Here is a 23,742-nt window from a genome sequence, read left to right on the forward strand (position 1 = left end):
TTAAAAATAATGCCACATAAATACCTGTATATGGAGACAACAACCATACAAAATCCAGCAAAGACAACTATCACAATGAGCGGTAGCGAGGCATTAATACACTGCTTGCTGGCAGAGGGAGCAGATTTAATTTATGGATATCCCGGTGGGGCGATCATGCCATTTTATGATCAGTTGCACATACATCAAGATAAAATACGTCATGTACTTACGCGTCATGAGCAAGGTGCGACGCATGCGGCACAAGGGTTTGCTAGAGCAACAGGAAAAGTAGGTGTTGCTATTGCGACTTCAGGGCCAGGAGCCACAAACCTAATTACAGGTATTGCAGATGCTCAAATAGACAGTACACCTATGGTTTGTATTACTGGGCAAGTAGGCTCGCATTTATTGGGAAGTGATGCATTTCAAGAGACCGATATTATAGGGATTTCTACGCCTGTTACAAAGTGGAATCATCAAATTACAAGTGCTAAGGAAATACCAGAAGTACTGGCAAAAGCTTTTTATATAGCGCGTTCTGGAAGACCAGGCCCTGTATTAATTGATATAACAAAGGATGCCCAGTTTGAAGAGTTTGAATTTTCTTATGAAAAATGCGAACACATACGTAGTTATGTGCCTGTACCAGAAGTAAAGGAAGAACAATTACAAGCAGCTGCACAAGCTATAAATAGTGCAAAACAACCCATGATTGTATGGGGGCAAGGTGTTATTCTTGGTGAAGCAGAAGAGGCCTTTAAAGCCTTTGTGGAAAAATCTGGAATCCCAGCTGCGTGGACAATCCTTGGAGTATCTGCAATTCCTACAGATCATCCGCTTAATGTGGGTATGGTGGGGATGCATGGTAATTATGGACCTAATGTACTTACTAACCAATGTGATGTGTTAATAGCAATTGGGATGCGCTTTGATGACCGTGTGACAGGCAATCTTGAAAGTTATGCACAGCAAGCTAAGGTGATTCATTTTGAAATAGACCCAGCTGAGGTAAATAAAAACGTAAAAGCAGATATACCGGTATTAGGCAACTCTAAAGAAACCCTAGAAAGAATTTTACCGCTGATAGAAAATAAAGAACATACCGCTTGGCATCAAAAATTTAAAGACCATTATAATATAGAGTTTGATAAAGTAATAAAGAACGACATTCACCCCACAAAGGAAGGTCTAACCATGGGGGAGGTCATAGAGCTTATCAATACTAAAACAAATGGCGAAGCCATTATAGTAACAGATGTGGGACAGCATCAGATGGTAGGTATACGCTATGCAAACTTTAAAAAATCTAAGAGTAACATTACTTCTGGAGGTCTAGGGACGATGGGCTTTGCCCTTCCAGCAGCAATAGGAGCAAAGATGGGAGCGCCAGATCGTGAAGTAGTAGCTATCATAGGAGATGGTGGTTACCAGATGACTATACAAGAGCTGGGCACTATTTTTCAAACCGGTGCTGCAGTAAAGATTGTAGTGCTCAATAATGAGTTTTTAGGAATGGTGCGCCAGTGGCAGCAACTGTTTTTTGACAAGCGTTATGCCAGCACAGAGATGAAGAACCCTAACTTCTGTAAGATAGCAGAGGCTTATGATATTGAAGCTCAAAAAGTGAGTGATAGAAACGGCCTAGAAGATGCTATTGCTCGTATGATTGCTTCAGAAAATAGTTTCTTTCTAGAAGTGATGGTAGAAAAAGAGGACAATGTATTCCCTATGATTCCTACAGGAGCATCGGTATCTGATATACGCCTAGCTTAGGATTTTTCTATTAAGAACATTACGCCGAAATTCCTTAAATAATCTAGCTGCAATAAAAATAATAAGTACTTAAACTCAATAGGTATGAGTGAGCAAATAACAACATATACAGTTACCATATACAGTGAGAATAACATTGGGTTACTCAATCGCATCTCTGCTATATTTCAACGTCGTAAGATTAATATTGAGAGTCTCTCTGCTTCAGAGAGTGAGATAGATGATGTTTTTAAGTTTACACTAGTGGTAAATGTTACAGAACATCAAATGGAAAAAATTAAAGGTCAGATAGAGCGCCAGGTCGAGGTAATCAAGGCCTTTTATCATACTGATGAGGAGACCATTTTTACAGAAAGTGCACTTTTTAAAATCAAATCTGAGTTGCTTTTTGAAGAGCCTCAAATTCAGAATATCATTAAAGATAGTCATGCTCGCATAGTCACAGTAAATAAAGATTTCTTTGTGCTAGAGAAGTCAGGCCGCAGGTCTGAAATTGATTTGGTACACCGTGAGTTAAAACCTTTTGGTATCATGCAGTTTACTCGTTCGGGTAGAATTGCAGTTACTAAGACAGAGATGCCTATCTCTTCATTGTTACAACAAATAAGAAATGAGCAGGAGACCGCTTTCGCGAAAGCGTAATACCTCAAATACAGAGTCTAAAAAACAATAACTAATCATTATAAAGACGTATTTCTAACCACCGTCTTTACCGAAAATTAATTAGAATGAACTACTTCAACACATTGCCACTTAGAGATCAACTGGCACAACTAGGGAAATGCCGTTTTATGGATGCTAGCGAATTTCAAGATGGAATTGCGGCTATAGAAGGCAAGAAGATTGTGATTGTAGGTTGCGGTGCGCAAGGTCTTAATCAAGGTCTTAATATGCGTGATAGCGGTTGTGATATCTTATACGCATTACGTGAGGGAGCGATTACAGATAAGCGTCAGTCTTTTAAGAATGCAACAGATAATGGATTTACAGTAGGGACGTATGAAGAACTTATTCCTACTGCAGATTTAGTGTTGAATCTTACACCAGATAAGCAGCATACCTCGGTAGTAAAAGCTGTAATGCCTTTAATGAAAAAGGGAGCAACACTTGCTTATTCTCACGGTTTTAATATTGTAGAAGAAGGAATGAAAATTCGTGAGGATCTAACGGTAATCATGGTGGCACCTAAATGCCCTGGGTCTGAGGTAAGAGAGGAATATAAAAGAGGTTTTGGAGTACCTACCTTAATTGCAGTACACCCTAATAATGATCCAGAAGGAAAGGGGCTAGCACAAGCAAAAGCCTATGCAGCAGCGACAGGAGGACACAGAGCAGGTGTTCTAGAGTCTTCTTTTGTGGCAGAAGTAAAGTCTGATCTTATGGGCGAGCAAACCATACTTTGTGGAGTGCTACAAACGGGATCAATCCTTTGTTTTGATAAAATGGTAGAAAAAGGGATTGACCCTGCATATGCTGGAAAATTAATCCAGTATGGTTGGGAAACCATCACAGAAGCCTTAAAACACGGCGGAATCACAACCATGATGGATCGTCTTAATAATCCGTCTAAGATTAAAGCTTTCCAACTAGCCGAGGAATTAAAAGAAATTATGCGTCCGCTATTTGAAAAACATATGGATGATATTATTTCTGGTCATTTCTCAAAAACAATGATGGAAGACTGGGCTGCAGATGATAAGAATCTTCACAAATGGAGAGCTGCCACTGGAGAAACTGCTTTTGAAAAACAAGAAATCACTACAGAAGAGATTACGGAGCAAGAATATTTTGATCACGGAGTTCTCATGGTAGCGATGGTGAAAGCAGGAGTAGAGCTTGCTTTTGAGACCATGACTGCTGCAGGAATTATAGAAGAAAGTGCGTATTATGAGTCGCTACATGAAACGCCACTTATCGCAAATACGATTGCTAGAAAGAAGCTTTTTGAGATGAATCGTATTATATCTGACACAGCAGAGTATGGTTGCTATCTTTTTGATCATGCCTGTAAGCCTTTATTGACCGACTTTATGAAGAAGGTGGATACTAATATTATAGGTTCCGCTTTCGCGAAAGAAAATGATGTAGATAATCAAGAATTAATTGCTGTAAACGATGCAATACGCAATCATCCTGTTGAGGAAATAGGAGCTACACTACGAAGAGCTATGGTTGCAATGAAGAAAGTAAAAACAGCCTAAACAAAAGAGCTGCATTGTTAATCTGTAAAAGATTAGGGTGTAATAAAGTTCAAAATATCAAGTATGGATACTATGTGTAAATGACAGTAGCAACAACAATATTTATTCCCACGTTAAAGTCAATTACTGATGCAGCAAATAGGGTAAAGAAGGTTGCCATAAAGACACCATTTATGCGCAGCTTTACCTACTCAACAAAGTTTGATGCAGAAGTTTTTTTAAAGCGTGAAGACTTACAGCAAGTACGCAGTTATAAAATACGAGGCGCTTATAATAAGATAAGCACGCTTACAGACAAGCAAAAAGAAGTAGGCATCGTATGTGCTAGTGCTGGTAATCATGCGCAGGGCGTAGCTTTGTCATGCTCACGTTTAGGTATTCATGGCACTATCTTTATGCCTTCTACTACACCTAATCAAAAGGTGGAGCAAGTAGAAATGTTTGGTGGAGATTGGATTACTGTCGTGTTAGAAGGTGATACTTTTGATGACGCATTTGCTAGAGCTAGTCATATTTGTACCACAGAAGGAAAAACATTTGTACATCCCTTTGATGATGAAAAAATAATAGAAGGCCAGGCAACTGTAGGCTTAGAGATTTTAACGCAATCTGAGCAGGCTTTGGATTATGTTTTTGTTCCAGTAGGTGGAGGAGGATTGATAGCTGGATTGTCTAGTGTTTTTCATCATCTATCACCTAAAACAAAGATTATAGGAGTAGAGCCAGCGGGGGCTCCAGCGATGCTGACTTCGCTCTCAAAAAAGGAAAATACTACGCTAGATGAGATTGATAAATTTGTTGATGGTGCGGCAGTGCAACGAGTAGGCGATCGCAACTTTGCAATTGCTCAGCAGTTTGTGGATAGGGTGGTTACCGTGTCTGAAGGTAAGATATGCCAGACTATTCTTGATTTATATAATAGAGATGCTATAGTAGCAGAACCCGCTGGCGCAATGACGCTCGCCGTACTAGATCAATTTGCTGAAGAAATTAAAGGTAAAAATATCGCTTGTATCGTAAGCGGAAGCAATAACGATATTACCCGTACCGCCGAAATCAAGGAGCGTGCATTGTTACATCAAGGATTAAAACATTATTTTATTGTGAAGTTTCCGCAGCGAGCGGGAGCTTTGAAAGAGTTTGTGGCTGAGGTTCTCGGACCCACAGATGATATTACTTATTTTGAATATTCAAAAAAGACAAGTAGGGAGCAGGGACCAGCAATCGTAGGTCTAGAAATTAAATCTTCAGAAGATTTACAGCCGCTTCTCGATAGAATGCGTGCGCGTAAATTTTATGGTGAGTATCTTAATGATAAACCAGCGTTGTTTCAATTGCTTGTTTGAGTGTAATCAGATTTTCGCGAAAGCGTATCAAACCGTATAACAACAAAAAGGCTCAAATTCATCATATGAATTTGAGCCTTTCTTATGTATTATAGTCAATTATGCTGCTTGTGGTAAGCTACGTGTTAACCAGCCACTTTTACCTGCTGTTGCAATGGCGTAAGGAGTGATCCAGAATAGGCCAAACGTATAGAATAAACTGTATGAGTATGCATAAAAAGACTCGCCGATATTATATTTTTTACCGTAAAATAGGGCAGGGAATGTAGATAGTACAAGGATGCTTACAAGTGTTGAAGTTAAGAATAGTACTGGGTGAGTCGCTATAAAAAATAACATAAAAGCTAGGAAGGGATATGTCATGATAATTTGCAATGACTGACTCAGAAAGAGCAATCTTGTGCCTGCTTTAGAACCTTTTCTAAAGTCTGTAAACACATATTTTGCCATTGCAATATTCTCACGCACGTTGCTTCGTCCCCATCTAATGAACATTTTATAAAGTCCTTTATAGTTTTCCGGTACATTAGTATATGCGTAAGCATTTTTTTGGAATAGTACGTGCTTACCTTGGCTAAGAATCATATTAGTCATCGCACGATCCTCACCTATGTCTGATGGTTTTCCCATGAAGGTTTGATCAATCCATTCTTCTAGACAAGCAAAAACAGCATCCCTTCTATAAGCTGCCAGTGCACCAGGAGTGCATAATACAGAATTGAGGTTACTCTCTGCCGATCTCACAAATTCAAAACTAAGTACAAAACTTACATCAAGCATTTTAGGTAGTAGTGCTTTCTCATTATTTAATACTCTTATGTTACCTGCTACGGCACCACAGTCTTCATTGTTAACAAAGGGACTTACCAGATTACGAAGCGTGTCTGGAGTAACAATAGAATCACTGTCTACGGTGATGAAAACTTCACCATTTCCTTCGTGAAAACCACGATATAATGCATGACGTTTACCCATATTTTTAGGCTGTTGGCATATGGAAACACGGTTTCCTAATTCTTTTTTGGCTACCTGCATCCAGTGCCATGTGTCATCTTGACTACCATCATCTATAGATAATAGTTGGATTTTTTCTACGGGATAATCACTATCTGCAAGACTTTGTAGTGTTGCATATACTTGCTTTCCCTCGTTATAAGCGGGAACAATTACTGTAACGGTAGGCAACTGTTCATCTGTAACAGAAGCGACTGGTTTGTAACGGAAATAATTATAAAGAGTATATAAAAAGAAAGCACTTTTGTAGGCTAGAAAGACGGAGGCTACCGTCATAAATGCATAACCAAACACAGTGCTTTTACGTTCAAAATCAAGTTGTGAAAAGTCATATCGCAGCATGTATGCTATATATGCAGATATCACTAGCAGTAAGAATGTTGTAATGAGGACAGTGGTTCCCCAAGGGTTTACGGCTATTTTTTTTGCAATTGAATGGTTCTTGGTAGCAGTTGATGCTATTTCTTCTGGATGGTTGTTTGTAGTGTCCATATGTTTTGAATCAAGTTTCTATATCAAGTTGAGATAGTTTTACGGACAGAGAGATCGTTTGGATTTCAGCGGGTGTTGCTTTTAACATGAAGTTAGGTTTCTTAACATATTTTGGTGGTTTTTATGTTAAATAAAAAAGCCAACTCGCAGTAACGAGTTGGCTTTAGTTTATTAGTTCGCTTTCGCGAAAGCGTGCTTATTTATTCAATAATATCTGCGCCTTCAGGAATGTCAAAGAAACTTTTTTCAACCTCCGGATTAAAGCGGATGTTGTCTATTGTAATATTAGTAATATGCTCTCCAGCTTCTTCGTCTTTTGTTAACCAGTGTGTGTGGAAACCTGTAGGTAGCTCAATGCCGTTTACGACGGTTGTTCCTTGAACTTCCATAAGTTTTTCTGGAGCAGCGCCGCCATTAGGAAAGTATTTAGGGTATGAGACGATGTAACGCACAACGTCAACTTTATGGTCTTCCTTACCTACATAGATAATATAATAATCATCTGGAGCGTCTCCAGTACCTTCACTAAAGGTAATTTTCACCACGTCATAGTTTTTGTCTTTAAACGTCTTATCTTCTAGTTTTTCAAGATTTACACCTTCGCCGTCTAAGATAAAAGGTGAGCCTGCAAGGTAGTAGGGTGTAAGTGCCCAGAAGCGCATATCAAAAGGAAATGCTGTTGAGTCTGTTACTTGCTTCCAAGCTTTTTCTCCATCCCATCCAAAACGTTGTGTAGTGTCTTCTGGTTTCCAGTGTACCGCTTTATTATTCCACGTGTCTAGTGTTTCATCTGTATAGCGACGAGTACTTCCATCTAAAGGGACATAATCAAAACGGAAAGAAAGTGGTCCATTTTCAAAAAATCGTTGCAGTCCGCCATGAGCTTCCATAGATTGCCATACAATCTTTCCGGCTTCAGTACTGTTTAATCTTTTTTCGGTTTTGGCTACACGCTCGGTAATCCATGAAGTTTGAACTCTTGCAAGGTTTTCATTTACAGTAGCTACTTCTGGTGTAGGAGTAGTAGTGTTTTCTTGTTTGCAAGATGTAATTGTAAGCAGTGCGCTAGCTGCTATAGTAAGAAATGTATATCTCATAATTATGGTTAGATTATTAAATATCTAGAGTCACACAAAACTGGTTAAACTTACAGCGAAGTATGTTAGGATTTTCTTAAAGTTTTTATAGAGTGGGTTACGCTTTCGCGAAAGCGTACAAAAAACAAAAACCTCCTTTAAAAAGGAGGTTTTGTCAACGTTGCGATTTGGGGCAATGTTAGTGAATAATTAATTTTTGAGTGTGTGTAGTTTGTAATTTCTGCACTTTAATGATATAAGCACCCGTACTTACATCTTGTACTGGTAATTCTACTCTTGTAGTTTCGCTTTCTGGTGTCCATTCTTTAATAAGTTGTCCTAACATGGTAAATAACTGTACAGACTGTACATCATAATCTACCCTTTTATTTATTATAATGTTATGCGACTGGCTGTTGAAGTAAACACTTAAATTATCTGCTTGCTCAGCATCATCAATAGTCTCCGTGTCTACCACCTCGATATCTTGATCCTCTTCTTCTTGTTCATCTGTTTCTTCTGCAGTATCCTCCGTCTCTTCTTCTGCCTCTGCAGTTTTTTCAAGAACGATATAGAATCTGTCTAAGTAAGTTCCAGCTTCTAGCGTAAGAGTGAATTTCTGATCTATAGTGATATCTGTGTAGGTGTCTTGAAGTGCATCAAATAAATATACAGTGGTATTATCTGTATTTACATTTTCAAGAGCATCTACACCAATAGAGATTTCACCATCCATAGGTAATCCTATACGTAGAGGAAATTTTCTGTCATTTTCAATACTAGGAACTCCAAGAATTATTGCTTTCTCATCATCTAGCATCCACATCATATCCTCTTGTGGGTGATTGTCTATCACTGCATCATAAGCTCTATCGTACCCAAAAGTCGTATTCTCATCAATAGTCATTAAAAGCTGTCTGTGATAAGCACTAGGGGAATCAAAACCTATTCTAAATTTCTCTCTCAGATCTTCGTGTTGTACAATTTCATCTTCTGCGTTAAGAGTACTTTCTGTTTGTTGGTTTTGTCCATTAAAGAAAAACGAACCAGAAGATGCTTCTTTAGCAAACACGCGTTGTGTATTATTAAAACTAGTAGTCCCAGTAGTAGCTCCTCTTACAAAGAATCCTTGACCTACGGCTATAAATTGCGTAGGAGTATTGGTACTTGCGCCGCTCGTATTTTGAGCAGGATGACTTACTGCAGGAGTACCCCCACTTAAAGTATAGAGTGCATATCCAGCTTCATAGTCTGCTAAGAAGTGATTACCTCCACCCCAGTGCTCCCAGAATGAGAGTGTACCCGTTAAGTGCGGATTATCATTAATAAATTTATTTGCATCAAGAGCAGAAGGGAAAGGGTTACCCATAAGGTAGTCATTACCGGCATTTATTGTTTTATCAATAGATGTTGCGTCTGTTCCATTATTAGGCTTACCGATAAACACGTAGTTCTGAGGGTCTGTTACTGCGCCGCTGCCAGGACCTTTCATAGTAAAACCATCACCAGTTTCAAGGGTTCCATAAGGTCCTATCTGTTCCCATGCGCTATACGTATCTGCAGGATCATTTCTGTATGTGTATAACCAGTATGCACTTACGGTCTTTGGTGTAGAATTAGCCCCGTTATAGCCAGTACTAAAGTTTAATGACTGAGGGTTGTTTTCATCTGTACCATCATTCATAATAGAAGCGACAGTGTGTGCTTCATTGATGTCTGTTATATTTATTGGACCTACTGGAGATGACCAGATGTTATAAGAATAGGTATCTGATGTACCCTGCTGATCTCTTTCTAATCTTCCTGAACTTGTAGCTGCTAAGTCACTATTTTCTGTTTGCACTAATTGTGACTCTCCTACAAGATCCATTATGCCGTCTAATCTTAAATAGTGAGATACTTCTATCTTACTATCATTCCCAATGGTTAACTCGGCTGTATTTACATCAAGTGCTAGAACAGTGTTATTAGAAGCCGTTGAAACATTGTGAGCTGTTTGAACAATATTCCAGTCAATGGTTTGCGTTCCATCAACTATTGAAGGCGCTCCTGGTAATGCTTGTGTATCCCCGTTAGTCCATGTGTTAGTGTTTGCCCATACCCCATCTGCTGTCGAAACATAAGGTAGTGGAGCCGTTTGGAAATCTACCGTTTGAAGATTTTTAATAGCTGCTACGTAATTATTATCAGATTCATCTTTTACGTTTGTGAAAGTGTATTTATTCATAGGTAAATACATCTCTAGGTCTGCCCAAGGAATGCTAGCTACTTCGTTTTTAGAGATGTTTTGAGGTATGATTTTACCATTAACAGAGTCATCGGTAAATTTCTCTATTTCCTGATTCATGATGAATTGTAGTTGCTCTTGCGATAATGCTTGATTCCATACTCTTACCTCATCTATAGTTCCATCAAAGAATCTTGTAGGGCTCTGGTAGTTTGCAGCAGCTACTAGAAAGTGTTGATTTGAACTTGCCGGAGCATTGCGCACAGCAGAGGTATCTTCTATACCGTCAATGTAAAATGTAACTCTATTTCCATCATATATTACAGCAACGTGGTGCCATTCATCCTGAGGAAGTACAATAGAAGAGTTTAAAGCTTCAGTAGTGCCTGCTGCATTTTTCCATACAATTCGGGGTCTTCTAGCGTTGTTAAGTAGAAGTGCATACCCTTCTGTATATGGACCAATATTTCTTTTTGAAATAATATCGCTATTATTTGCATTTGCTCCTCGTTTTACCCAGGTCGATATAGTGAAAGGCCCAGTAAGATCTGCAACATCGTCTGCATCCATATAATCTCTTGTACCATCAAATGTAATTGATCGCTCATAGATATATTCTGGAGCATAACCGAATGTGATGTATTTTTCACCTGTAAAATCGTACGTAGTTTCTAGTTTAGAACCGTTAGATGTCATTATGCGATAGTCTGACGTCGGGTCAAACGTAGGAGAGTCTGAAATAAACATAAAGAAATTTCCTGGAGGGGTAATAGTTGCTGATAATAGGGATTCTTCTAAAGATACTTTTACAGCACTTAAATCACCAGTTTCAACGACTTTCCAAGTACGATTTATAGAGATAAAATTCACATTTGTGGATAATCCAGGAATGTTTAAACTCATATCTACAGCGATAGGCGAGGCCGCAGATAGTGATGCATTATTGTTACCCCACATTAAAAAGTTTTTGTCATCAATAGTCGCTGAAGCAGAATTAATGTGATCGCTATTTGTATCGTAAATAGTTTCGATTCCCATTGTAATCGCTCCATCAATATGACTCGAGATAGATTGTTTTTGATTTAAACCACTCGCATCATCCCTACCTATTCCTGCAATGTCATGTGTAAACCCACTATTATTAACAGCATTCCAGATAATATTTCCAGCACTGTCAACGTAATTTTCATCTCCGGGATTTGCATCATCGTTTGTAGGGTCACTTGTAACAGAGTGTAATGTAATACCATTTTTAATAGCTAAGTATGATTGGATTCGCTTTTGGTCGAATAGCGAATTTGGTAATCTATAACTAATAAATTCTGTGATTTGCCCTTCAAAAAATGATTGGAAAGCATGACCTACTAGCGTAATTCTTCCTACTCCTAAATTGAACTGGCTATTTGTTACTTCTGAGTATGGCATGTCGTTACCACTTACAGAATATGTTCCAGTATAATTGTCAATACGAACACCGTTTTTGTAAATTTCACTGGTAAGTCCATCACTACTTGCTTTCACATTTAGTATGATAAGTTCGCTATTCATTTCATCTGCAGTACTTACATAAGCTCTTCCATAATTACTACCATCTGCGGCAGATGTATTTTGAGGAGTTGCTCCTATCATATGACTTACGAGGTTATCTTGATTGTTGAATCTTTCAGAACCTGGATTAACCCATAAGCCAGTTCCATCATTTGCAAATGCACCTCTTTCTACACGCCCAGATAGTACGCCCTCTATTACACCAGATTCATTAAGTTGGGGCGTTCGTAACACCACCCAATAATCTGATGTGTCAAATCCACCTTTTCCCTTAAGAACTTGGTTGGCAGATGTGTCAAATTCAACTAGAGGGTTGTAATTAGCATTGATTGCTGCACTGTTATGATAGGTTGGTGGTGCGAGCTCTGCAGTAAATGCATCATTATCACGAGCTCTGTCTTGCCATATATTAAGTAAATCACCACTTGACACAGCGTCGATGTCGTTTGCTTTAAGCCATAAACTCATATTAGGAGTAACAGCTCCTGGTGCAATTACTGGATCTGGATCTGGATTATCTTGGGTGCCTATTAAAAATACATTATCAAAATTTGCCCCATCATCTGTTGTTCCGCCGTCTGATGCGAAGTAGATACGAAACTCAATGGATTGTCCAATTGTGTTACTAGGTAGATCTACAAATTGTTGCGTGAAATCTGATCTTCCGGGAACATTAAGATCTGATTCATTATCACCTGACCAGCCATTTTCATTTATTCCTATGGCACGAACCTCGGCTTCGTTATACCAGTTTGATGTATCCGTATTATCACCTAGCGGACTCCATACACCTGCTCCGTTAAGACGATATTGTACTTGCATACCGTCATCAGGGTCTGCATTAGTATTAATTCTCATATCTAATAGAAAACGAACATTTGAATAACCACTCAGTGATATAGGAGGACTTGTTACGTAGGTCCTTGTATTGTTTGCGTAGTTATCATAATTATCTGTATACCAGTAGTCACCTTCGGCACCTAATTCTACACTGTTTGATCCGTATCTCCAGATTGATCCTGAAGTTGAACTAGCCGTCCAATTGCCATCATCTGTATCAAAATTTTCATAGTAGATGGTGTAATCAAGATTATTATTTACTATACCAGCTCCTTGAATATTGAATAAATATAGCCCTTCATCTGTGTCATTGTTTTGAATCCTAACAGTTGCGGGGTGTGTAATTAGAGCATCTGGAGTGTATTTAATTTGAAATGTGACAAAATTTCCACCAGCTATCGTATTGTTTGGAATAAGAGATACCTGAAACCTAGAAGCACCAGCTCCTACAATATCTATGTATGGGCTGCCTCCAGTGAGTAGTAAATCGTTAATTCCTTCATTTTCAATTACAAATGTTTTTGTTACAGAATAACCAAGCTCAACACTTCCGAAATTAGTGTTGTCAGTTAATGATGGTGTAAGATCATTATTACTTATTTCTATTCCATCACCCGACAGAACAATCTCAGGTTCTACATCCAAAGTAGTGCCAGATATAACAAAATTAAAAGGGTTCTCGTCCGGATCATTAGAAGCAATTAATACTTCTGCATTATGTATTCCTGTAAGTAGCGGATTATAGGTGATTTCAAAAGTAGTATTACCTCCTGGAATTATTGTTGTTGCAGGTGACTGTGTTATAGTAAAGTAATTAAATCCAGGAGTACCAGCAGCGATTATTGTTGGTGTTCCCGCTAAAATTAAATCTGCAACTCCTGTGTTTGAAATTCTAAATATTTTAGAGATAGGTGCTCCTACAGTTGTTGTTCCGAAATTTGTGTTGTCTGCCAGTGTTGGAATAGCATCACCATCTGATATAATTACTGAATTACCCGATAGACTAATATCTGGTGTAGGACCGTTAATCCCAGTGATTGATATTGCATCTATCGCCGTGTCTGATCTGTTGTTACTTCCGGTACCGTCGGTAGCAGAGAAGCGAAAGTAAACAACGGAGCCCAAGTAGGCATTAAGGCTTATTGTTTCTGTTAACCAAGGAGATGTTTCATCCGCCTGCTGTTCTCCATTTCTAGAAAATAAATTCGACCAAGAACCTCCTCCATTTGTACTTATATCTAAATTAAGTGATCCATTATTACCATGCATATGATAGTCAAATTCAAAAAGAGCAGAGGTGTAATTAGTAAGGTCAATACAATCTGAAATTAATCGGGCTACTGAACCTGTACTTGAATTACTAGCTTCTATATAAGCATATTGATTGCCGTCTGATGCGGTAGATGGACCGGTATTATTCGTTGGAGTATTCCCAGAACCTATAGACCAGTCAAAATTATCTGCGGTAGTTTGTGACCATCTACCAAAACCAGTTTCAAAACTTTCCGTATATAACGTTGCATCAATGCAATTAGTTGCAGGTAATCCCCTGATGATTACATTGTCAATAGCAGCCCCATTATTATCGGTCAAAATATCACCAATATTATCACTTCCAAAAACTACTCGAATTTGAATATTTGCTGCGTTATTAAAATTAGTGTCAAATGCGCTAAGATTTAGCGTAGGAGCATTAGTGAAGGCATCACCACCTGTAGGTGTGTTATCGCCAGACCATCCATCGGTATTATTTGCTATGCCATCTACATCTGTATCATTATAGAAGCCACTAGCTGCTGTTCCAAGAACAGACCATGGACCTCCATTTATGCGATACTGAAGTTGAATTCCATCTCTCCCAGGTTGAGTTTTGTAAAAATGATCTAAATCAAGGGTTAGATTTCCATAACCCGTTAAATCTATTACAGGACTTTCTAGCGCAAACAGGGCATTATTCGCATAAGCAGGATATTGATTGTTAAAAGCACTACCCCCTATAGTAAAAGATCCATTAGTATTTATGCTTTGTGTCCAGGCATTATCACCAGTGGTATTTGAGAAGTCTGCATTAAATAAAACAGTTTGCGCGCTAACGGTTGATACAGCTTGTGCAATAACCAAAATTACGGAGGCGAGAAGTAATACTCGACTAATTGAGGGGTTTTTCATTTTGTCAGATTTGTCGCTACAAAACCGTTGGGGTGGGTGTTGTAGTGAGTTGGGACGGCTAAATTATGAAAAAAACTAGATTTATAATAGGAAAACAACTAAAAATGTGTAATTGAGCTGATAATTGTGTATTTCATCGATGTTTTTACTTAAAAACAAGCAGGTTGTACTTGTAGTTTTTTGAGGTACATGTGTATTTCGTCGATGATTTTGTTTACTTTGCTGAGTGTAATTTGCTTGCTATTAGGTTTTTAGTATTGAGGTAATTATGGTTTCATGATAAACTTCAACTTGATTGGATAGGGTGATAAATTTCAAGTTTTCGCGAAAGCGTAATTCTCAAAAACAAAAAGAGCATTCTATAAAGAATGCTCCTTTCGCCTTGAATTAACACTAAATAATTATTTTTCTGACTGCGCCCTCTTCTTTAATCCAATATATGCACCTGCAGCGATACCAATTGCTATAAATCCATCTATGGGTGCAGCTGGAGCTTCGTCGTTTACATCATTTGCAAAGACTATTTGAGCTTGAACTCCCGCACTTATGAATAAAAAAAAGAGTGTAGTTAGGATATATTTTTTATATGTAGTCATATGAAAATTTTTAATTTATTGAATAACAATTTTATGAGAAATCTTGATTTCTTTATTCTCTATAGATAGTATGTACATACCGCTACTTAGTTGGTTAAGATTATCAATTACAGTCTTATTACCATTGAATGATGCCTCCTTGGTCATTATCGTTTGTCCTAATAAATTTGTGATTACCACATCTACCTTGCTTCCGGAAAATGCAGTAGAGGTGATTGTTAATCTTCCATTTGTGATAGGATTAGGATACATTGCAAAATCAACGGCTTCCTCAGCTGTGGTTGATAACACCTCGCGCTGATATATAATTTCAAAGCGCTTTGTATCTACACTTGTCTCCATATTACTGTCAACGCTAAAGGAGATAGTGTTTAATCCTTCTTCTAGTAAGGTAGTAACACCTGTATGATTATCCTTAAGATATGTTTCTATGTCTGTGAGTCCATAAAGCTCAAGGTCTAAGGTGTAATCGCTTGCACGATATAAAGCATTGTAAAGTTGTATCTGGTCGTCTTCTGTAGGCATAGCTACTTTATCCACGCTTAGTAAGCCTCCATCTCTTAAAACGCCCATGTTCTCATCGATATTGAAGAACTTTGAAACATCTTCTGGAGTTACGTCATTACTATAACGATCATTATACAGAATTACAAAGTTGTCTTGTAGACCTGCGTCTTCACCATAGTGTTCACTTCTGTATAATCTACCTATGAGGTGTGGTGATGTTGCAATCGCATTTGATGAGTTGCTGTAAAGAGGCACTTCATTACCTGTGACTTTATCTATCTCGTTGAACACAATTTGAGTACTGCTATCTGTTACAGTAGCGTCTGTTGCTGTAAATATAGCTTGTCCTGGTTGTATGTAATGGTAGTTTTTAGAATTTGCTCCATTACTAGAACCACTTCCGTCTAAAAGAACAGTTACATATTGCCCTCTAGCGCCTAGTGTAGCATCCCATACCCAAACTTCACCAGTTCTCACATTTGTAGAAGAGGCTAGTGTCGTATTGATATTTATGGAAGCTTGGTATGGATTTCCTATAAAGTTAAAAGCTCCAGCATTATGGTTAAGTGTGCTACCACTGAAACTGACAGGTGAGGTAGCGATAGTTCCAGTCGCTCTTAACGTTGTGGCAGTAGGAGTTGCAGCGTTACTTGTAATGTTAACACTACGATCACCTCTTACTAGAAGTCTAATAGGTTCACCAGCAGTCAAGGTAGTTACATCTGTATTGGTAACATCTTGCCAAGACTGCAAAGCATTGTCTAATTTAAAAATAGATCCATTTCCAGAAGCTGTAGCATCAAAGCCACTCTCACCCGTTACGGAACCTGAGATATGAGTACCATAACCTGGGTTAGGATTCATGTTATCGGTAGGAAAAGATGTGCCTGTATTATGAACACCTTCTTGCCAGTTTGCATTGATACTTGTCACTGTGGTTACTGGACTAGAAAGTAATCTAAAAGCCCTCCTTGCTGGAATGTATCTTTCTGTAGTTACATTACCAGAGATAGTACCTCCAGTGATAACATCGATCATTGCAGTTCTTGTAGCATTACTCAATAAGGTGAGTGTATCTCCAGTATTAAGAGTTCCATCTGTTAATGTCAATAATTTATTGATTGAAAGTGCCGTGCTTAAGGTAACACCTTGAATGGTATCACTATTATCAATAACTAAGTTGGCGATTTCAAGAGCATTACCCGCAATTTCTTGAGGAGAGCTTCCCGTCATTAAAAGTGTACCACTTGCTCCTGAGATGTCACCCGCATTAGTAAGGTCACCATTTACATCCAGAGTAGTAGCTGCTAGATCTAATGTTGCACCAGCAAGTATTGTTACATTATTTACTACTGTATTTGCAGATAGGGTAGGAGCTCCAGAACGTACTTCGATATTATCATTACTTGAAGCGATACCACTGGGATCTTGTGGTGTCCAAGCTCCTGCGTCGTATATATAATCTGCAGGTTCAATAGTAATAGTGTAATCTTCTACTTCTCCATAAAAGCCAACCTCACAAGGGGTTGATACTCCGTTAAATTTATTACTTACTCTCATTCTAGCATTCCCTAGTGTTGCATCAATAGGTACTACAATTACAAGTGGAGAGTTTTCGCTAGGTTGATCATTTTTATTTATATCTGTACCTAGGTTATAAGATTCACCAGCATCTGTTAGGTCTCCATTTCTATTCCAGTCTATCCAGACAGTAGTGATGTGACTATTACCCCCTAAAGTATTAAGGTGAACTAGGAGATTATGAGAAGAACCTCTAGCGAGCGTTGCTGTTGCTATTGTAAAGTCAGAGTATGCAGGTTCGGGTCCAGATGGATTATCTATACCTTCGAGAATAACACGCGTTATTCCATTTGCAAACTCTGTACTTCCCTCTGATGTACAATATATCAATTGTGTGGTAAAAGTAATATTTGCGCTATATGGAGAGTCTCCACCAGTTGCACAAGTAGCTTTTACTTGGGCTTCGTATGTTTTATCAACTTCTAATGTTGTTAAGTCAATACTGTTGATTGTTGTGTTAATAGTAGTGTAGTCTGTAGTACCGCTTTCGCGAAAGCGTATAGTATACATGCTACTTGCTGTTTCATTCCATGAAAGAGTAGCGCTTGTAGATCCTACAGTTGAGGCTACTAATCCATCTGGAGCTGTGGTATATGGCTCAATTGTAACTGTTGCTGTACAAGTATCTGAATTATTTCCAGTATCTGTCACGGTAAGGGTGACAGTATTTACACCAACGTTTGAACAGTCAAAAGTATCAACATCTAGTGTTAAGCTTGCGATTGTACCATCGTCTGTAGATCCATTGTCAATTTGTGTAGCGAGAATAGTTACCGTACCGTCTGCTCCTAATGAAGCAGTAATATTTCGACATACAGCTGTAGGAGGCACAGTATCCGGATCTTCTATAGTGGCTAACAGTTCTATATTATCGATAGCCATGTCACTACTGAAGCCATTTCCAGTGGTTCCTACAAATCTTATTTTAATAGTTTTATTTAAATATGGTGTTAATGCTGCACTTTCCGAACTCCATTGGTTTTGTGTAGCTCCAGTATTTCCATTTTGTGTAAATAGAGGCGTCCATGTGAAGTTTTCATCATCAAGCACTTCTACAATTAAATTACCCATATTGTTTCCAAACATATGGTAGTCAAAGTTGAAAGTCGCACTAGAGGCATTAGATAAATCAAAACAAGGACTTGTTAATATTGCTGTAGCATTATTACCTAAGTTTTCCCCTGGAGCGTCAGGATCTTCTGTAGCTTCTGTGTATAAATAGAAAGTTCCATCATTTGCTCCGTTTGGACCTGTACTTCCAGAGGGAGTGCCTCTAGAATTTCTTGACCACTCTCCATCATCACCTTGATCTTGTGACCATACGCCTAGTCCGGATTCAAAACTTTCATTATAAGGGAAACTTGAGATAGCTGTTTCTGTACATAACTCAGGAGTATAAGCATCTAAGGCTAAAATTTTAAAATCATCAAAAATAAAACCAGTAAAATCCGTGTTATATCCATCGCGTATATTGCTTCCATCACTATCAAACCTAAAGCGGAGTTGCACTCCAGTCTGTCCTAATAATGTCGTGTTGTTTTCAAAGTCGATAAATATTTCTTCTCGTATCCACTTGTTAACGCCATTTACAATCTGATCACCATCATACACATAGGTTCCATTTGATTCTTGATGATTACTAGGGTTATTTGGACCTCCTTTAGTACTATTAAAATGATTATTAACAGATGTAGGTGCAGCAGGTTTATTGTACTTACCACATATTGCTGTCCAGTTAGTTCCATCTGTCGATGCTTCCAGCTGTACTAAATCAAAATTACGCTCTATATCCCAGAAGGCATTAAATTGTATTACGTAACCCTCTGAAGAGTCAAAATTTTGTGGTGTATTTAAGGTAGTGGTTCGTACTTGGTTATCCCCATATGACCCGCTAGAGACTATAGATATTGCATTAGTACTTCCATTATATCCATTAGTATAGTTTACCCAATTACCAGTCCAGTTTGAGATACCATCTGCATCTATTAGAATTGTAGGGTTGTAATATTTTCGAAATACAGCTTTGTATATATCATAATTGCTGTTACTTAAAGTAACTTCATATTCTATAAGTTCATTAGGTTGAATACTGCCATGTAGAGTTATAGGTAAGCTTACTTCTCTTTGTTCTAGCTTACTCATGTTACTCAATGAATTGAGAGGTAGTGCTGTTATGCTATTGATATTTGAGCTTACTGGATTAACTGTAAGCGTCAAATCATCAAGTGTCTGACCTATATATTCAACTGCGAAGTCTAGTGTAGAATTTAATCCATTTATATCTGTATTTGTAAGGTCGTGTAACTGAGCATAACTACCAGCAGATAGACTGGTAATCAAATTCATTCGTAAAGCTCTTTTTGCCACAGGTACAATATGTGTAGGGTCTGGAGCAAACTCGTCGCCATTTTCTGGAGTAAAAGCAATAATATTCTTTCCAGAGCCCGAATTAGTGTAAGAACCTCCTCCTGATGGATTGGTGGTTACTGGAGGGCCACCAAGCATCCAGTCATTAAAATCTCCATTAGCTGGATATAATGTATTTGGAGCGGAGCCATGGATGTAACGGTTGTAATGGGTTACATTTTGCATAAGCTCTTGGAACTCATCTTCACGACCAGAAGGTGCTGCAGAGGTACTTCCATTATATGATGATGTTACAATTGAATTTAAGCCTGAGTGGTGATTGATCGCTACTTTTAAATCTTTGGACTGTACAAAATCAGCTATGATTTGTGTTTCTGGTTCAGATGCTGGAGATGGACCTCTATAAGTTCCAGATATAACGCTAGGCGAAGATCCTGCATCATCTATTCCCCAATAGTATGGAGAGTTTCTATTAAGGTCAACCCCTTGAGTGTATTGTCCATTACCAGTGCCTGGTCTAAGGTTCTTTCTTTGGTTTCCTCCACCATTAGGAGCTTGAATACCATTATAAATATACCCATCAGGATTAATAACAGGTATAAAGTAAAGCTCTTGATTATCAATCATATTTGTGATAAGTGGATCCACATTATAGTTTTCTAAAATATACCACATGTAGTAGATGATATTCATCACACTACTTACCTCTCTTGCGTGAGCTGCTCCCGTAATTAACGACTGAGGTTCACCAGCTTCATCTGTATCTGGATTGTCAGATATTTTTACATACCACATAGTTTGGGGAGCTATATCTGGGTTTGTTCCAGTATAACCATGTGTTTTCTGGTTAGTAGGCGAAGCGTCTTTAGCAACTGAAATAATGTTAGGATACATTTGCTGCATGAGAGTCAATTGATCTAAGATTTCTTGGTAATTATAAGCCCCTCCCATAGAACCTAGCGTAAAATTTTGAGGAGTCCAGTCTACCTCACTGCATTCGTCATATTGAATAGCGCTTGGAATGCTTTCAGAACTTTGACTAAAAGATCTTGTAGTTTGACCTAAATTAGCAAGAGGGCTAGGAGACTTTCCTTGGCTAATACTTTTAAGTCTCTTTAATTCAGTTTTAGCTTGAGGTAGATTACGATTATTTCTTTCGCTGATGTACTTTGTCAAATTATCAATAGTAATTTGATGAGGAATATTCAGCTCTTTTAGAATATTAATTTCATTTTCATTTAAATCCAATTGTACACCTGTAGAAACGCCTTTACTACCACAAGTAAAGTCAAAGCCTTTCGTGTATAATAGTTTTAATGTCTCTGGATTTTTTGTCTTAATGATAACTCGCTTTACAGTACCATCAGAATTCAAGGTAGTGTGATTGTGGTTTACAGCTTGTGATAAGTTAACCTGCCCTTGCGAGGTAGTCATAACACCAAATACAAACACAAAAACGAGGATAACAACCTTTAAGTAGGTTTGCTTCATAACAATAGTAGGTTTAAGTCAATTAAGGAATTTGGGATACCTTAATTCATTAGGGGTTTATTTTTAAAGCTGCTAAACTAGAAAAAAACCTACGATAAATGTTAATAAAAATGTTAAATTGTGTATTTTGTAGATTATTAATGCATTTCGTCGATATTTTTGCTCATTTTAGATTTTCGTACTAGTATAATTATTTGTTAGTTTAATTTATTGATTGTTAGATTTTTAAGGTGTTTTTATATCTTGCTTAAATTTTTAGTATTATTTAGAAATAAAACTATCATTTAAAGGAATATTAAATTATTTGTAATCTGTACATTTCATAGAGATTTGCCCTCTTTTATGGCCTGTTATACTCTTTAAATAATTCATTATGAGAACCCCACGTAGATATTCGTTACTTTTAGGACTTTTTGTTTTCGTATTATTTCAATCGTGTCAAGATGATCTTGATGATGTACTTCTTAATCAAAATCTAGAAGTATCTGATATTATTGATACTTCAATAGCTGTTACAGACCAAACAACACAACTCATCACAGACTGGAATACACTCTGGTTAGATGTAGATCAATATGCATACGGGATGAGACCAGTTGCTACTGCTAGATCCTTAGCTTACATACATCTCGCGGCATATGAAGTAGCGGTTGCAGATATAGAGGGCTATCAATCTAATGTGAATAATCTTGATGGATTAACCATTGATTTTAGTGAGCGTCCAGATAGCGTAGACATCAAAACGGCATTAAACACTTGCTATGCAATCGTTTTTGATCATTTCATGTATAATGTGCAAGGAGATGTAGATTTGAAAATTGGCCAACATAAAAATGCCCAAGAAACTAGACTTCAAGAAGGTTTGAGTGCAGAAGTAATTGCAAATTCTATAGCCTGGGGAACCTACGTTGCAGAAGAAGTAATTGCATACAGTCAAACTGATACCGCAGCTGAATCTCAAATAATAGAACCACAACCCTATGCTTATGAACCTCCTGCAGGTGAAGGCTACTGGACCTACAGTGCAGATGAGGAGAGAGCTTGGTTTCCTTATTGGGCCAGTGTAAGAACATTTGTAATATCTTCAGAAGAGACATCAAGTGTGCCGCCAGCAATTAATTATAGCACTAATGTAGATAGCGATTTTTATAATGAAATGATGGAAGTGTATACCATCAACAACGCAGCTAGAGAAGAAGATAATGATGATTTGTGGGTAGCAGAGTTCTGGTCTGACGATGTAGAAGGTCTTATGATGAGTCCTCCTGGTCGCCAAATTTCTATTGCAAATCAATTGATAGATCAAATGGATGTGAGTTATGAGCAATCACTTATGATACTTTTAAAGTTAGGCTTTTCATTAAACGATGCTGCTGTTTCCACTTGGGCAGATAAGTATGAGTATATGGTAATGCGCCCTAGTGTATATATCCAAGCGCATATTGACCCAACTTATCAAACCAATTTATATAGATTTATTAATTGGCCTAACCCGTCATTCCCAGGGTATCCCTCGGGCCATTCTGCATTTTCTTCGGCGGCAGCTGGGATATTTATCAATGAGTTTGGAAACACTATCAATTTTACAGACAAAACACACGAAGGTAGCACCGAATTTAGAGGAGCGCCTAGACAGTATAATTCCCTTTCAGAAATGGCTCAAGAAAATGCTTTTTCAAGACTTCCACTAGGAGTACATGTGAGAATGGACTGCACAGAAGGATTACGTCTAGGTTATGAAGTATCTGATGCTATAAATTCATATAACCTTAGTGAATAGTTGTTACGCTTTCGCGAAAGCGTGATATAAAGATAAATTACTGTGATCTTCTTGAGATAGTGAGGTGCTACCATAAATTTACTTAGTAAAAGATCAAGAAGAAGATTTGCGGAAGTTTTTTTCAAAACCACGAGATACAAACACCACACACCAATTTAAACCCAGAAATTTGATATCTTGTAGTACGCATCTATTATAGTACCTACACCATAAATATATCTCGACCCTATTATGAAATATTTACTTCCTTTTGTCTTAGTATATCTATTACTTCTTTCTTGTGAGGAGCCAAAGCCACTTAGTTCTGTAGACCCAGTGAACTGGGAGAAGCGAACAGTGAAAGGGGCCATAAATGATTCGCTCGAGTCGGGGAGTACTTTTTTATCTATTTACTCTCAAATTTACCTACGCACAGAAAATGATCAGGCAGACTTAACGGCGACCATAAGTTTGCATAATCCTAATCGAGAAGCGCAGGTGTATGTGGACAAGGCAGTGTACTATAACACCTACGGCAAGCCAATACGTGTGTATTTTGACAAAACCATTTTTATCAATCCTATGGAGACCGTTCAGATTGTTATAGACGGCGTGGATAAAGAAGGAGGCACGGGTGCAAATTTCATCTTTGACTGGAAAATACAGCCTGATACTAATGAACCTATCATCGAGGCGATTATGATAAGTACCTACGGCCAGCAAGGAATTTCTTTTGTGACTACAGGTAAAAAGCTGTTGCGCTCATAACCACA

At 38.0% G+C, this 23,742-nt stretch carries 11 protein-coding genes; 6 read left to right on the forward strand and 5 right to left on the reverse strand.

Annotation, left to right across the window (positions count from 1 at the left end):
- Positions 1-30: 30 nt before the first annotated feature.
- The 4 genes from ilvB (at position 31) to ilvA (ending at position 5,302) form a co-directional block, all read left to right on the forward strand.
- Positions 31-1,755: a biosynthetic-type acetolactate synthase large subunit gene (gene ilvB, locus SJY23_RS09100; RefSeq protein ID WP_396596086.1), complete on the forward strand. Its 1,725-nt coding sequence runs from the start codon at positions 31-33 to the stop codon at positions 1,753-1,755.
- Positions 1,756-1,839: 84 nt separating this feature from the next.
- The gene (gene ilvN, locus SJY23_RS09105; protein ID WP_035334217.1) at positions 1,840-2,397 is read left to right on the forward strand and encodes an acetolactate synthase small subunit; all 558 of its coding nucleotides are present in this window, start codon (positions 1,840-1,842) and stop codon (positions 2,395-2,397) included.
- 86 nt (positions 2,398-2,483) lie between these two features.
- Positions 2,484-3,956, forward strand: coding sequence for a ketol-acid reductoisomerase (gene ilvC, locus SJY23_RS09110; protein WP_396596087.1), 1,473 nt, complete (start codon positions 2,484-2,486; stop codon positions 3,954-3,956).
- 80 nt (positions 3,957-4,036) lie between these two features.
- A complete protein-coding gene (ilvA, locus tag SJY23_RS09115) occupies positions 4,037-5,302 on the forward strand; it encodes a threonine ammonia-lyase (RefSeq protein ID WP_396596088.1) in 1,266 nt (421 codons plus the stop codon).
- A 99-nt stretch (positions 5,303-5,401) separates the two neighbouring features.
- On the opposite strand, the gene SJY23_RS09120 is transcribed toward ilvA, so the two are convergent.
- From SJY23_RS09120 to SJY23_RS09140, 5 genes are all read right to left on the reverse strand, one after another.
- Positions 5,402-6,808, reverse strand: coding sequence for a glycosyltransferase (locus tag SJY23_RS09120; RefSeq protein ID WP_396596089.1), 1,407 nt, complete (start codon positions 6,806-6,808; stop codon positions 5,402-5,404).
- A 200-nt stretch (positions 6,809-7,008) separates the two neighbouring features.
- On the reverse strand, positions 7,009-7,905 hold the full coding sequence (locus tag SJY23_RS09125) for a DUF6503 family protein (protein WP_396596090.1): 897 nt from the start codon (positions 7,903-7,905) through the stop codon (positions 7,009-7,011).
- A gap of 178 nt (positions 7,906-8,083) precedes the next feature.
- A complete protein-coding gene (locus tag SJY23_RS09130; protein ID WP_396596091.1) occupies positions 8,084-14,668 on the reverse strand; it encodes a choice-of-anchor D domain-containing protein in 6,585 nt (2,194 codons plus the stop codon).
- A gap of 401 nt (positions 14,669-15,069) precedes the next feature.
- Positions 15,070-15,264: a hypothetical protein gene (locus SJY23_RS09135; protein ID WP_396596092.1), complete on the reverse strand. Its 195-nt coding sequence runs from the start codon at positions 15,262-15,264 to the stop codon at positions 15,070-15,072.
- A gap of 15 nt (positions 15,265-15,279) precedes the next feature.
- Complete coding sequence (locus SJY23_RS09140; protein WP_396596093.1) at positions 15,280-21,210, reverse strand: M14 family zinc carboxypeptidase; 5,931 nt, start codon at positions 21,208-21,210, stop codon at positions 15,280-15,282.
- Between the two features lie 373 nt (positions 21,211-21,583).
- Here SJY23_RS09140 and SJY23_RS09145 point away from each other — a divergent pair, with 373 nt between their 5' ends.
- Together SJY23_RS09145 and SJY23_RS09150 are read left to right on the forward strand one after the other, a co-directional pair.
- The gene (locus tag SJY23_RS09145) at positions 21,584-22,990 is read left to right on the forward strand and encodes a vanadium-dependent haloperoxidase (protein ID WP_396596094.1); all 1,407 of its coding nucleotides are present in this window, start codon (positions 21,584-21,586) and stop codon (positions 22,988-22,990) included.
- A gap of 231 nt (positions 22,991-23,221) precedes the next feature.
- Complete coding sequence (locus SJY23_RS09150) at positions 23,222-23,737, forward strand: DUF3124 domain-containing protein (protein ID WP_035334201.1); 516 nt, start codon at positions 23,222-23,224, stop codon at positions 23,735-23,737.
- Positions 23,738-23,742 lie beyond the last annotated feature (5 nt).

This window comes from Dokdonia sp. R86516 (assembly GCF_044596715.1).
In the GTDB taxonomy this organism is placed as follows: Bacteria; Bacteroidota; Bacteroidia; order Flavobacteriales; family Flavobacteriaceae; genus Dokdonia.

What these genes read in the sequence shown, in the direction of transcription:
- ilvB (WP_396596086.1), top strand. Translation starts at nt 31, where the DNA reads ATGGAGACAACAACCATACAAAATCCAGCAAAGACAACTATCACAATG.
- ilvN (WP_035334217.1), top strand. Translation starts at nt 1,840, where the DNA reads ATGAGTGAGCAAATAACAACATATACAGTTACCATATACAGTGAGAAT.
- ilvC (WP_396596087.1), top strand. Translation starts at nt 2,484, where the DNA reads ATGAACTACTTCAACACATTGCCACTTAGAGATCAACTGGCACAACTA.
- ilvA (WP_396596088.1), top strand. Translation starts at nt 4,037, where the DNA reads ATGACAGTAGCAACAACAATATTTATTCCCACGTTAAAGTCAATTACT.
- SJY23_RS09120 (WP_396596089.1), bottom strand. Translation starts at nt 6,808, where the DNA reads ATGGACACTACAAACAACCATCCAGAAGAAATAGCATCAACTGCTACC.
- SJY23_RS09125 (WP_396596090.1), bottom strand. Translation starts at nt 7,905, where the DNA reads ATGAGATATACATTTCTTACTATAGCAGCTAGCGCACTGCTTACAATT.
- SJY23_RS09130 (WP_396596091.1), bottom strand. Translation starts at nt 14,668, where the DNA reads ATGAAAAACCCCTCAATTAGTCGAGTATTACTTCTCGCCTCCGTAATT.
- SJY23_RS09135 (WP_396596092.1), bottom strand. Translation starts at nt 15,264, where the DNA reads ATGACTACATATAAAAAATATATCCTAACTACACTCTTTTTTTTATTC.
- SJY23_RS09140 (WP_396596093.1), bottom strand. Translation starts at nt 21,210, where the DNA reads ATGAAGCAAACCTACTTAAAGGTTGTTATCCTCGTTTTTGTGTTTGTA.
- SJY23_RS09145 (WP_396596094.1), top strand. Translation starts at nt 21,584, where the DNA reads ATGAGAACCCCACGTAGATATTCGTTACTTTTAGGACTTTTTGTTTTC.
- SJY23_RS09150 (WP_035334201.1), top strand. Translation starts at nt 23,222, where the DNA reads ATGAAATATTTACTTCCTTTTGTCTTAGTATATCTATTACTTCTTTCT.